Source organism: Flavobacterium sp. LC2016-01 (assembly GCF_009711135.1).
Taxonomy (GTDB): domain Bacteria; phylum Bacteroidota; class Bacteroidia; order Flavobacteriales; family Flavobacteriaceae; genus Flavobacterium.
The window spans coordinates 516,606-529,859 of record NZ_WMIC01000001.1 but is presented as its reverse complement, the minus strand read 5'-3'; the positions used below and the strand labels follow the sequence as shown (position 1 = coordinate 529,859).

Genomic DNA, 13,254 nt, shown 5'->3' with positions numbered 1-13,254 from the left:
AAATTAGTTTACGTAAATTACTTCTTTACTCAAGTACCTTTTTCCGTTATACTGCCATTCCATATTAACATCCCAACGCCCTTTGATCAATTTATCTTTCGGGATAAATAAAGCTGAATTTGTTAAGGCAATTTTAGTATTAAAATCAAATTTTTTATTTGAAGGGCGGTACAACAAAATATTCCCTGTTATTTTATCACTCTCAAAAGTTGCCGGAAATACAACTTTCACACCAGTATCACCAAAGGTAATAGACGGTTTTTGCTGTAAATCATGTGCGTTTTGAACACGTGCCATCTCCTCTTGAAAATGTGAATCATGCTTGTAATATTCCTCGACAACTAAATCATTATCATATTTTGCATTTGACTGTACTTCAAAAACGAAATACAATATAAAACTCATAAAAAGAGCAAAGGCTATTACAATTCCGGTTCCCCAATTTATTTTCATAATCTTGTATTTTAATTAAAACTTCGCGGACCTAAAAAGTTTGTTTTAGTAGTTTCCAGCAATTCATTGCCGTTATAAACACCAATTTTAACTGTTGTTTTATCGCTTTCTAAAATTGCTTCATTAATTTCTATAAAAAGTGTTCCTTGGGCAGTTTCTTCTCTTTTAATTTTGAAGTGAGTATTCCCCACATTTTTTATTTCACCTTTTTGATCAATCAATTCAAAATGAATGTCATTATAGTCGTTCATTGTTTTATTGACAATCTTGTAGGTATAAACATTGCTTATTTTATCTCCTTTATGCTGAAATAATTGTCCTGGCAAACGTAAAATAATTGCTTCAACATTAGTTCTTAAAAACAGCATTCCAACAAAAACACTCAGTAAAATAAATAAAACAGCAGTATAGCCTTTCATTCGGTTTGTAAATCTAAAAGGCTCTTTTTTTGTTATTTCATCTTCAGAAGCATAGCGTATAAGCCCTTTTGGCAAGCCAATACTTTCCATTATATGATCACATTCGTCGATACAAGCCGTACAATTAGTGCATTCCAACTGAGTTCCGTTTCGAATATCAATCCCCATTGGACAGACATGTACACATTGAAGACAATCAATGCAATCTCCTTTTCCTGTTAAAGCTCTGTCCTCTTTTTTATTGAATTTTGCTCGTCCCTCTTCCTTTTCACCACGAACAAAATCGTATGCTACATTGATGGATTTATTATCGAGAAGAACCCCCTGAAGTCGGCCGTAAGGACAGGCAATTATACAAACCTGTTCACGAAACCAAACAAAAACAAAGTAAAAAACACTAGTAAAAATAAGCAGTGCTATAAAATTGCTTGCCTGTTTTACTGGACCTTGCTCCATCATTAAAAATAACTGATCACTGCCTACTAAATAAGCCAAAAACACATTTGCAATGCCAAAAGAAATCAAAAAGAAAACCGTCCATTTAAAGAGTCTTTTTTTAATTTTTTCAGCATTCCATTCTTGTCGGGCTAAACGTGCTTGAGAACCTCGGTCACCATCAATCCAATATTCAATTCGGCGGAAAACCATTTCTAAAAAAATAGTCTGCGGACAAATCCATCCACAAAAAATTCTTCCAAAAACGACCGTAAACAAAATGACGAAAACAACACCTACCAGCATTGAGATCACAAAAAGATAGAAATCCTGCGGCCAAAACGGAAAACCAAAAATATTAAAACGACGTTCCATAACATTGAACATCATAAATTGATTTCCGTTGATTTTAATAAATGGATTTGCAACTAAGATGGCCAACAAAACATAGCTGACAATCTTTCTGTAATCATAGAACTTACCAGACGGTTTTTTAGGAAAAATAAATTTTCGATTACCGCCTTCATCAATAGTTCCGATGGTATCTCTAAAAGCTTCGTCTGGTAAATTTGACATGATTCTTATTTTTTTACTTCTGTACTATCTTTTGGGCTAGTTGTTGCTGTTGTAGCTGTAGCATCTTTTTTGGGAGCACTTTCATCGACCCAAACTTCACCTTCGGCTGGTTTAGGATCTTTAGGATTGCTTCCTTGTAAAGAAAGTATATAACTAGCCACTTTTTGAATATCTTTTGGCTTCATACCGTTTGTTTTCCAAGAAACCATTCCTTTTCCGTCACGTCCACCATTTGTAATGGTATGGAAAACATTTTTGATACCACCACCTAAAATCCATTTGTCGTCGGTTAAATTTGGTCCAATCTGACCTCCAGCATCTGCTCTGTGACATGCCGCACAGTTTGTCATGAAAATTTCTTTACCTGCTGCTAAACTTGCATCATCTGTAAGTAAAACAACTGTCTTTTCATCCATTAAATCTGGTGCTGTTTTCAGGTATTCATCTACATCAATTTTAGCTTGAGCCATTTCTTTTTTAAGTTCTGTTTCCTGATCATCTGCACCAAGAATTTCATAACGAACAAGGTAAACAGCTCCAAAAAGGATCGTGATGTAAAATAAATATACCCACCAAGGCGGTAAATTATTATCAAGCTCTTTGATTCCATCATAATCATGATGCATCAACAAATCACCTTCTTTTTCAATTGGCGACGTTTTTGTAAGCTTTTGCATCAGTTCTTTAAACCAAGTGCTTTCACTTAAACTAAGACTATTTTCGTACTCCAATTTAGCTTTTTCTTCAGGTGAAATTAAATGATACATCACTCGATTAACTGCGCTGAGCGTAATTTCAATTGCAATTAAAACAAATAGAAATACTGCTAAGAAAACAGAAACCATTGGGAATTTTATAAATGCCGGTTTATCACCTGAATCAATAAAATACTCCATCAAAGCAAAACCGATGAAGAAAATAAGTGGTACTCTTACATATACTGGGAAAAACTTTTTCATTTTATTTATCTTTTGAAATTATACCAAGTCCTCGTTTAAAGGAATTTCACTCATTTCTTTAATCTTGTCTTTTTTATATGAAAACACCCAAAAGGCCAATCCAACAAAAAATAAAAAGAAGATCAAGAGAGAAAGAATCGGGTAAATTTCTATACCCGATATTGTCTCCATATTGTGTTTTATCTGTTCAAACATAACCTTATTTTTTAGCAGTATCTTTTACTTTAATATCAGTACCAAGTCTTTGTATATAGGCAATCAAAGCAACAATTTCTCTTTCATTCATTGGAACAAATTGTTCGCCTTTAGCAGCAGCCTTCTTTTTACTGTCGTTATAACTTTTCACGAAATCAGGGTCGTTTTCTAAGCTTTTTTCAATCTTTACGGCTTGATCTCTCAATGTTTTCTGAGCGTTTGCAATTTCAGCTTCTGAATATGGTACACCAAGTGTAACCATCGCCTGCATTTTCTTTTGAGTCAATGAAATATCCAATGGTTTATTATCAAATAACCACTTGTAACCTGGCATAATTGAACCGGCAGAAGTGCTTTGCGGATTCCATAAGTGATTAAAATGCCAGTTGTCATTATACTTTCCTCCTACTCTCAATAAATCTGGACCAGTACGTTTTGATCCCCATAAAAATGGATGATCGTAAACAAATTCTCCAGCTTTTGATTGAGGTCCATATCTTTCAACCTCACTTCTAAATGGTCGAACTGACTGTGAGTGACAACCTACACATCCTTCTCTGATATACAAATCACGTCCTTCAAGTTCTAAAGGTGTATAAGGTTTTACACTTGTAATGTTCGGTATATTCGTTTTAACCATAATTGTTGGTACAATTTGAATAATACCTCCAATTAAAATTGCAATCGTAGCTAAAATGGTTAATTGAATAGGTTTTCTTTCTAACCAAGTATGGAATTTTTCTCCGCTTAATCTATTATTGCTTATCCTTTGCAATGCTGGAGCTTGTGCCAATTCGTCTTCAATTGTATCTCCTGCTTTTATCGTCATTATAATATTATAAACCAATGTCAGCATTCCAATTAGATATAAAGTGCCTCCAATTGCTCTCATCCAGTATAAAGGCATAATTGCAGTAACTGTTTCAAGGAAATTTCCGTACGTTAAAGTTCCGTCTGGATTAAATTGTTTCCACATAGATGCCTGCTGGAAACCTGCAACATACATTGGCAATGCATATAATATAATTCCTAAAGTTCCAATCCAGAAATGGAAATTAGCCAGTTTTTTAGAAAACAAAGTACGTTTTGTCATACGTGGAATTAACCAATAGATAATACCAAATGACATAAATCCGTTCCATGCTAATGCTCCAACGTGTACGTGTGCAATAATCCAGTCTGTATAGTGCGCAATTGCATTTACATTTTTGAAAGAAAGCATCGGACCTTCAAAAGTCGCCATTCCGTAACCTGTTATAGCTACAACGAAAAATTTTAAAACTGGTTCTTCACGAACTTTGTCCCAAGCACCTCTCAACGTTAAAAGTCCGTTGATCATACCTCCCCAAGATGGAGCAATTAGCATTACTGAAAACACAACTCCTAAATTCTGAGCCCAGTTTGGCAAAGCTGAATACAATAAGTGATGAGGTCCAGCCCAAATGTAGATGAAAATTAATGACCAAAAGTGAATAATAGACAATCTATAAGAATAAATAGGTCGGTTGGCAACTTTAGGAATAAAATAATACATCATTCCTAAAAATGGCGTTGTCAAGAAAAATGCAACAGCATTATGACCGTACCACCATTGTACCAGCGCATCTTGAACACCTGCGTAAACAGAATAACTTTTTAATGCAGAAACTGGCAATTCGATATTATTGAAAATATGCAAAACAGCAACTGTTACGAAAGTGGCTAAATAAAACCAAATAGCAACGTATAAATGCCTTTCTCTTCTGCGCAACATTGTACCGATCATATTGATCCCCATTACAACCCAAATTAAAGCAATTGCTATATCAATAGGCCATTCCAGCTCAGCATACTCTTTTGATGAAGTATAACCTAAGGGCAATGTAATAGCGGCAGCAACAATGATTAACTGCCAGCCCCAAAAATGCAGATTACTTAAAAAATCACTAAACATTCTGGCTTTCAGCAAACGCTGCAGCGAGTAATATAAACCCGCAAAAAAAGCATTTCCGACAAAGGCAAAAATAACTGCATTAGTATGCAAAGGTCTTAATCGGCCGTAGCTAAGCCACGAAATCCCATCTGTCATGTTGGGAAAAAGGTACATAACCGCTAAGGTCAGCCCCACTAACATACCTACTACTCCAAAAAGAATAGTGGCATAAATGAATTTTTTTACAATTTTGTTGTCGTAATAAAACTGTTCCATTTCCATAATTAAACTTGTTTTTCTTCGGTTGGTGAATTATTTTGCTGGGGAATATTTTTTGTCTCATCATCAAAAAGCATTCTGACTGAGGGCGTATAGTCATCATCATACTGTCCAGATTTGACAGCGATAATAAAAGCAATGAAGAAGCCAATTGCTACGCAAATACTTACTGAGATTAATAGATAAATTACACTCATACCATTAAAATTATGTTAACAAAATTAACTGGTTAGTATTGCATAAAATATGATAATTATCATAGTCAAAAGACCAATGTTAAATTTAGTAAAAAATTATTTATAAATTACTTATAATTACTACAAATTACTGTTTTTGAAATAGTTAGACATAAAAGTCACAAAACTTACAATAGTAATTGTGCTTAATGGCATAATAATCGCTGCCACTAACGGAAGTAAATTACCTGTTATCGCAAAACCAAGTCCGACAACATTATAAAGAAGAGATAAAGCAAAACTCATTTTTATAATCAAGATCGATTTTTGAGAAAGCTTTAAAAAATAATTCAATCGGGAAAATTCATTAGCATCTAAGATCGCATCACAAGCTGGCGAAAACACATTGACATTTTCAGAAATAGAAACCCCAACATTGCTTTGCGCCAATGCTCCAGCATCATTTAAACCATCGCCGACCATCATCACATTTAGCCCGCTTTCCTGAAGTTTTTTAATGAATTCAAGCTTTTGTTCAGGTTTCTGATTAAATATAAGTTCAGTTCCTGTAGGCAAGATTTTTTCAAGATTTGACCTTTCTCCGTCATTATCTCCTGAAAGTACTTTTAACTTGTAGTTTTTGCTTAAATTTAAAAATAACGTTGCAAGACCATCTCTATATTGGTTTTGAAAATTAAATCGTCCAAAATAAACATCTCCAATTTTAATATGAAGGGCTGTTTTCTCAATTTCTGACGAATCTGAATCTGGACTTTCAACAAATACTGCCGAACCAATTTTAATCGTTTTATTTTCGGCGAAAGCCAAAATTCCTTTTCCCGTTATTTCTTCAAATTCATCAATTTTAATTCGTTTTGTTTCTGGCAAAAAATCATAAAGCATTCTGCTTAAAGGATGATTTGATGCACGCAGTACATTTTTCAGCAAAATCTTATTTTCATCAGAAATCACAATTCCTTCATAAACAATATTTGATTTTTTATTTGTTGTGATTGTTCCAGTTTTATCAAAAACAATTGTATCAACTTTGGCTAATTGTTCAATGACCAACGCATTTTTAAGATACATTTTTTGTTTGCCCATAATTCTTAGGATATTTCCAAAAGTAAATGGAGCTGTAAGCGCAAGGGCACATGGACAAGCAACAATTAATACTGCAGTAAAAACATTAAATGCCGTATTTGCATCTATAAATATCCAATATCCAAATCCGGCAAAAGCAATAAGCAATAATATAGGAGTAAAATAACGGCTGATTTTATCGGTTATCGTTTTGTGTTTTTGAATTACCTTTTTCTGAAAAATTTCGTTGCTCCATAACTGCGTCAGGTAACTTTGTGAAACCGAATGTAAAACTTCCATTTCAATTACTTTTCCAATTTGTTTTCCGCCGGCAAAAACTTTATCACCCGATTTTTTTGTTATTGAAACTGCTTCTCCAGTAACAAAACTATAATCAATTTCAGCTTTTTCGCTGATTAAAATACCATCAACCGGAATCAATTCCTGATTTCTGATCAATAATCTATTTCCTTTTAAGACATCATAAATCGGCACACTTTCTTCAGAGGTATCTTGATTAATTCTGGTAACCGCAATTGGAAAATAGGATTTAAAATCTCTTTCAAAACTCAAAAAACCATAGGTTTTAATCTGGAACATTTTTCCGAGAAGCATAAAAAATACCAAACCCGTAAGACTGTCAAAAAAACCGCCTCCGTAATTCATGACAATATCAAACGTACTTCTAATAAACATTACAATAATCCCCAATGCAATCGGAATATCAATATTCAGCATTTTTGATTTAATACTTTTGTAAGCTGATACATAATAACCGCTAGCTGAATAAAGAAAACTCGGCAAAGCCAATAAAAAAATCAAAATCCTGAAAAACGGCTTGTAATTATCTAGCCAATATTCCTTGATTTCAAAATATTCTGGAAATGAAAGCAACATGATATTTCCAAAACAAAAGAAAGCAACTCCAAGTTTATAAGTCAAACTTCTGTCAACACTGCTTTTTCCGGTTTCGTAATTTTCGAGACTTATATAAGGTTCGTAACCTATCGAACTTAGCAAATAAGCAATAGATTTAAGCGAAACAAGATCTGAGTTGAAAGTAATTCGGACTTTTTTTTCTGGAAAATTAACTTGAGAAATGCTGATTCCTGACTGAATTCTGTTGAGATTTTCTAGAATCCAAATACATGAACTGCAATGTATGTGCGGAATACTTAAAGAAACGATAGCAGTATTTCCCTCTTGAAAATCGATTATTTTGGATGAAATTGCTTCATTATCTAAAAAATCATACTTTCCTTGAATATCCTGAGGAGTAGCGCCTGGCGATTTTTCGAAATCATAATAACAGGTCAAATCATGCAGACTAAAAATCTCATAAACCGTTTTACAGCCGGCACAACAAAACTTTTTTTCATCAAAATTGATCTCTTCATTTTTAGGAATGTCAATCCCGCAATGAAAACAGCTCTGCTCAGTCATAATTTGTTTCTTTTTTAATGTAACAAATATTCCAAATAAGATTTTAGTTTAAATATGACAATTATCATATGAAAATGAAATCCAATTCTAATTTAATGAAATAAAATAGTCAAATTACGTTCGTAAAATTTTTCTGCATATTTTAAGAGAAAACAGGGCTGTAAAACACGAATATTAGTTAATTTTGCACTAAATTATTTTTGCGATGAATAAATGTGATCAATGTATTGTACGCCAATTGTCGTCTTTAAAAGCCCTTAATAAAGAGGAAGTTGTAAAATTAGCAAATAGTAAAACTAGTTATTCAATTAAAAAAGGAGAAGCTATTTTTGAAGAAGGAGAAGTTACGAATGGCGTATTTTGTATAAAAGATGGCGTTGGAAAATTATCTAAATTAAGCGCTAATGGAAAGGACCAAATTGTAAAATTGGTAAAATCTGGCGAATTATTAGGACAGCGCTCTATGATCAGCAATGAACCTGCAAATTTATCTGCAAAAGCAATCGCTGATATGGAAGTTTGCTTTATTCCGAAATCTGAAATCATCCATTTTTTCAATAACAACAATCAATTCTCACTTAATTTAATGCAGTCCATTTGTGAAGATCTTAAAGAATCAGAAAACGATAAAATTGCATTAGTTCAAAAAACCGTAAAACAGCGTTTAGCCGAAACATTATTACAGCTTCATGATGAATTTGGAGAAAATCCAGACAAAACTTTAAAAGTACAGCTTACAAGAGAAGAACTTGCAGGAATAATTGGAACCGCAACTGAAAGCTGTATTCGCCTTTTATCTGATTTTAATAAATTAGAACTGATTGAACTTGTTGGAAAAAAAATTATGCTGAAAGATGTCCGAGCATTAAAAAAAATGGCGGAATAATTAGAGCTTTTTAGCTTCGTTCCAAAAAACATCCATTTCTGCCAGCGTCATTTCTGACAAAGGTTTTCCTAATTCACCAGCTTTGCTTTCTAAGTATTGAAAACGCTTAATGAATTTTTTATTCGTGCGCTCTAATGCATCTTCTGGGTTTACATTTAAAAATCGGGCGTAATTGATCATGGAGAATAAAACATCGCCAAATTCGGCTTCAATTTTATCCTGATCACCCGTTTTAACTTCCACTTGAAGTTCTTCTAACTCTTCCTGAACTTTATCCCAAACCTGATGCGGTTCTTCCCAGTCAAAACCAACGCCTTTTACTTTGTCCTGAATTCGGCTTGCTTTTACTAAAGCGGGAAGGCTTTTTGGCACTCCTTCTAAAACAGATTTCTTGCCTTCTTTGAGTTTAAGTTTTTCCCAGTTCTGCTTTACTTCTTCTTCATCTTTTACAACAGTATCGCTGTAAATATGCGGATGACGATGAATTAATTTATCACAGATTTCATTGCAGACATCAGCCATATCAAAATCATTGGTTTCTGAGCCAATTTTGGCATAAAAAACAATATGGAGCAGCAAATCACCAAGTTCCTTTTTAACTTCGTTTAAATCATTATCTAAAATTGCATCTCCAAGTTCATAGGTTTCTTCGATTGTCAAATGGCGCAAAGTCTGAAGCGTCTGTTTTTTATCCCACGGACATTGCTCGCGAAGTTCATCCATGATTATTAATAATCTTTCGAAAGCTTTAAGCTGAAGTTCTTTGCTCATTTTTAATTTTTTTTGAATAGTAACCGAATACTGTAAAAGTAAAAAATCCTGTCAAGAAAACATCTCAACAGGATTAATATATTTGAAAGAAGAATTTTCTATTCTTCTTTTTTTGCTTTTGCTTTTTTAGCTGGTGCTTTTTTAGCTTTTTCTTCAACTGCAGGAGCCTCTTCAGCTGTTTCTGCTGGAGCAGGAGCTAAATCAGTAACTAAACCTTTTGCTTGAAGTGTGTTGTACCAATTTAATACTTTTTTAATATCAGATGGATAAACTCTTTCTTCATCATATTCTGGCAAAATTTCTTTAAAATAAGCACTTAACTTAGCATTATCTTCTTTATGTGAAATAGCTTGACCTTTATTTTCTTTAGCTGCAATTTTTTGCATTACTTCAGTTAATGGTTTTTCGCCTTCGTATGTATAAATTGAAATTTCTGACAATAAACTTACATTACTTTTTAAGTTTACTGTGATTTTTTTTCCGTCTGTTAATGATTCCGCCACAAAACCTGTACGAGTTTGCACTTTTAGTACATATAAACCTGGTTTCCCTGAAATGGCTAAAATTTTGTCTAAATTCATGTTGTATTAATATTAGTATTAAGAATTTTATTGTATTTTTTTTGCTCTTGTCAAGAACAATTATCTTCCTTTTTTAGCAGCAGCAAATTTCATTCTGTATTCTTGAAAAGTCTTGCCTTCTGTAATATTTTTTAATTTCTTTTGAATCAAACGTTTTTTCAATGAAGATATTTTATCTGTAAACAAAACTCCTTCGATGTGATCGTACTCATGCTGAATAACTCTTGCAATTAATCCGTCAAAAACTTCTGTTTTCATTACAAAATCCTCTTCGCAATATTCAATTGTTACGGTTGGTTTTCTGTAAACATCTTCGCGAACATCAGGAATACTTAAACAGCCTTCGTTAAAGCTCCACTCTTCTCCTTCTTCCTTAACGATTTTAGCATTGATAAAAGTTTTTTTGAATCCTTTTAATTCTTTAGCCTCATCAGATCCCAAATCATCATCTTCACTAAAAGGAGTTGTATCAATAACAAACAAACGAATTGCCATACCTACCTGAGGAGCAGCAAGCCCAACACCGTAAGCATTATACATGGTTTCATACATGTTTGCTATTGTTTCTTTTAGGTTTGGATATTCTGGCGTAATTGCCACACCTACTTTTCTTAAAACAGGATCCCCATATCCTACAATTGGTAAAATCATTTGTATTAATTTATTGCATTATCTACTGTAAAACTGAATTTTAGTTTCCCATAATTCAGCTGGCAAAAATAGTAAAAAATACTCTATTAATAATTCTTAACCATATATTATATCTTATTTTTTGCCCGTATGTTAAAATCTCATCCATAATTATGCCAAATTAATTCGTACAATTCTTACCTTTGTTAGTAAACCTCAATATATGTTTGATCGCATCTCGAAATTCACGAACAGTACTTCTTTTTTAAATGCCTCAAAAGTAACCATTGCTTCTGTAGTTCCTGTCTTGATTTTAAACTTCTTAGGACATTTTGAGATTGGATTTACCATTGCACTTGGCGCTTTTTATACCTATCCCAGTGATATTCCGAGTTCGTTGAGTCACAAGATAAAAGGACTAATTGTGGCTTCTTTTATTGTTTCGGGAGTTAATTTGCTAGTAAACTTTACGTATCCATATCCGTTTTTGTTTTATCCTTTCTTAGGATTTTTATTGTTTTTATGTTCCATGATTTCTGTTTACGGACAGCGTGCTACATTAGTTTCTTTTTCTGCTTTACTTTCGATTTCATTATCATTCGGACATTTACACGAAGGCTGGGAAGCGTTTGAATATGCTGGATTTATTTTTATTGGAGGAATTTTATATCTCATTGTATCGCTTGTTTTTCACTTTATACAGCCTTATAAATATGTGGAACTTGAAATTGCAGAAGGAATAAAACTTACCGCTAAATACCTGAAACTAAGAGGTGATTTATGGAGTCCCGAAGCAAATAGAGATGCTATTACAGAAAAACAGTTAGCTGTTCAGGTCGAATTGAATTTGATTCATGAAGATCTAAGAAAAATGCTTATTGGCAATCAGAATACATCTGCTGCAACGGCTCAAAACCGAAAGATGTTATTGGTCTTTATCACTTTGGTTGAAATCCAAGAACTTGCCTTATACACTTCATTTGATCACAGCAAACTTCATGAAAAATTTGCTAAACATCCCGAAGTGCTTCGAACGTATCAAAATGTTGCTTATAAACTGGCTTCGACCTTAAAAAAGCTTTCTAAAAATGTACATCATATTGCCGTTTACGTCGATAAAAATGATTTAAAAAACGAATTGGATGCTCTTGAATTTGCCATTTTTGACTATGAAAAAAGTTTGGGCAAGGAAGAAGCTTCAGAAGGCGTTTTAATGCTGACGAATATGCTGAAATATGCGAGAAACCAAGTTGGAAAAATCAAAATCATTCAGCGTGCTTTCTCACTTGCAATGCAGTCTTACAAGCTAAAAGATAAGGATAAGGAACTTGAAAAATTCCTGACACCACAATATTATCCATTACGGACTTTGACTGAAAATCTGAGTTTTTCTTCTTCCATTTTCAGACATTCTTTAAGATTGACCATTACAATTTTAATTGGCTTTTTGATTGGAAAAATCCTTCCATTTCAAAATGTTTATTGGATCTTATTGACCATTGTCGTTATTATGCGTCCGGGTTACGGATTGACAAAAGAACGCTCTTATAATAGAATTTTCGGAACCATTTTAGGAGGATTATTTGCTTTTGGAATCGTATCGGTTGTTCAAAATCATATCGCACTGAGTATATTCTCAATTGTTTGTATGCTTCTTGGAATTTCTTTCACTCAGATCAATTACAAAATAAGCGCAACTTTCGTAACGATGTATGTCGTTTTCATTTACGGAATTTTAACGCCAAATGTTGTCGAAGTAATTCAGTTCAGAATTTTAGATTCGCTTGCAGGAGCTATTTTAGCCTTTTTAGCCAATCAGTTTTTGTGGCCGGCCTGGGAGTTTATTAATACACCTATTCATATTGAAAATTCAATTCGGGCAAACCGAAATTATCTGAAAGAAATTGCCGATTTTTATAATAAAAAAGGAGAAATTCCTACTTCATACCGCCTAGCCAGAAAAAATGCTTTTGTCGAAATTGGCAATTTGATGACCTCATTTCAGCGTATGATGCAGGAACCAAAATCAAAACAGAAAACATTGCCGCTGGTAAATAAATTAGTAGTACTGAATCATTCCATTTTATCGGCTTTGGCTTCACTATCAACCTATATTCAGTCACATCAAACAACATCGGCATCAGATTCATTTAATTATATAATCAAAACGATTTTATCCAATTTGGATCATTCCATTTCTATTTTAAAAAATGAAACGATTATTAATGATACTTTTTTTGATAAAGAAGATGTAACACTGCAGTTTGAAGAACTAAAACGTAAAAACTTTACGCGTCTGGCCGAAGATGACGAACTTGACAAAGAAACCCGTCAAGCCAAAATGCAGGAAGCTCAATTGGTTATTGAACAATTAATCTGGATGAGCAACCTTGCCGAAAAGATTTTAAAAATTACAAAAGAATTAAAAGCAGCAAATCCAGATTAATCAATCTGGA

Annotated in this window: 12 protein-coding genes; 2 read left to right on the top strand and 10 right to left on the bottom strand. The window is 33.3% G+C overall.

What is annotated here, in order from left to right:
- Positions 1–3: 3 nt before the first annotated feature.
- From GKZ88_RS02360 to GKZ88_RS02330, 7 genes are all read right to left on the bottom strand, one after another.
- On the bottom strand, positions 4–453 hold the full coding sequence (locus GKZ88_RS02360; RefSeq protein ID WP_155100793.1) for a FixH family protein: 450 nt from the start codon (positions 451–453) through the stop codon (positions 4–6).
- 11 nt (positions 454–464) lie between these two features.
- Complete coding sequence (gene ccoG, locus GKZ88_RS02355; protein WP_155100792.1) at positions 465–1,883, bottom strand: cytochrome c oxidase accessory protein CcoG; 1,419 nt, start codon at positions 1,881–1,883, stop codon at positions 465–467.
- Positions 1,884–1,888: 5 nt separating this feature from the next.
- On the bottom strand, positions 1,889–2,842 hold the full coding sequence (locus GKZ88_RS02350) for a cbb3-type cytochrome c oxidase N-terminal domain-containing protein (protein ID WP_155100791.1): 954 nt from the start codon (positions 2,840–2,842) through the stop codon (positions 1,889–1,891).
- A gap of 18 nt (positions 2,843–2,860) precedes the next feature.
- Positions 2,861–3,037 (bottom strand): CcoQ/FixQ family Cbb3-type cytochrome c oxidase assembly chaperone, encoded by a 177-nt coding sequence (locus tag GKZ88_RS02345; protein WP_035648546.1) that lies wholly within the window; start codon positions 3,035–3,037, stop codon positions 2,861–2,863.
- A 4-nt stretch (positions 3,038–3,041) separates the two neighbouring features.
- Positions 3,042–5,231 carry a cytochrome-c oxidase, cbb3-type subunit I gene (ccoN, locus tag GKZ88_RS02340; RefSeq protein ID WP_155100790.1) on the bottom strand — a complete coding sequence of 730 codons (2,190 nt, stop codon included), beginning with the start codon at positions 5,229–5,231 and terminating at the stop codon, positions 3,042–3,044.
- A gap of 2 nt (positions 5,232–5,233) precedes the next feature.
- Positions 5,234–5,425, bottom strand: a complete 192-nt coding sequence (gene ccoS, locus GKZ88_RS02335; RefSeq protein ID WP_155100789.1) for a cbb3-type cytochrome oxidase assembly protein CcoS — start codon at positions 5,423–5,425, stop codon at positions 5,234–5,236.
- A 120-nt stretch (positions 5,426–5,545) separates the two neighbouring features.
- A complete protein-coding gene (locus GKZ88_RS02330; RefSeq protein ID WP_155100788.1) occupies positions 5,546–7,930 on the bottom strand; it encodes a heavy metal translocating P-type ATPase metal-binding domain-containing protein in 2,385 nt (794 codons plus the stop codon).
- 205 nt (positions 7,931–8,135) lie between these two features.
- Between GKZ88_RS02330 and GKZ88_RS02325 the strand changes: the two genes are divergently transcribed.
- Positions 8,136–8,816, top strand: a complete 681-nt coding sequence (locus GKZ88_RS02325) for a Crp/Fnr family transcriptional regulator (protein WP_155100787.1) — start codon at positions 8,136–8,138, stop codon at positions 8,814–8,816.
- Here GKZ88_RS02325 and mazG read toward each other — a convergent pair whose 3' ends face one another.
- The 3 genes from mazG to def form a co-directional block, all read right to left on the bottom strand.
- On the bottom strand, positions 8,817–9,587 hold the full coding sequence (mazG, locus tag GKZ88_RS02320) for a nucleoside triphosphate pyrophosphohydrolase (RefSeq protein ID WP_155100786.1): 771 nt from the start codon (positions 9,585–9,587) through the stop codon (positions 8,817–8,819).
- Positions 9,588–9,685: 98 nt separating this feature from the next.
- On the bottom strand, positions 9,686–10,168 hold the full coding sequence (locus GKZ88_RS02315) for a DUF5606 domain-containing protein (protein ID WP_155100785.1): 483 nt from the start codon (positions 10,166–10,168) through the stop codon (positions 9,686–9,688).
- A gap of 60 nt (positions 10,169–10,228) precedes the next feature.
- Positions 10,229–10,819, bottom strand: a complete 591-nt coding sequence (gene def / locus GKZ88_RS02310; protein ID WP_133524870.1) for a peptide deformylase — start codon at positions 10,817–10,819, stop codon at positions 10,229–10,231.
- Between the two features lie 202 nt (positions 10,820–11,021).
- Here def and GKZ88_RS02305 point away from each other — a divergent pair, with 202 nt between their 5' ends.
- Positions 11,022–13,244 (top strand): FUSC family membrane protein, encoded by a 2,223-nt coding sequence (locus tag GKZ88_RS02305; RefSeq protein ID WP_155100784.1) that lies wholly within the window; start codon positions 11,022–11,024, stop codon positions 13,242–13,244.
- Positions 13,245–13,254: the final 10 nt, after the last annotated feature.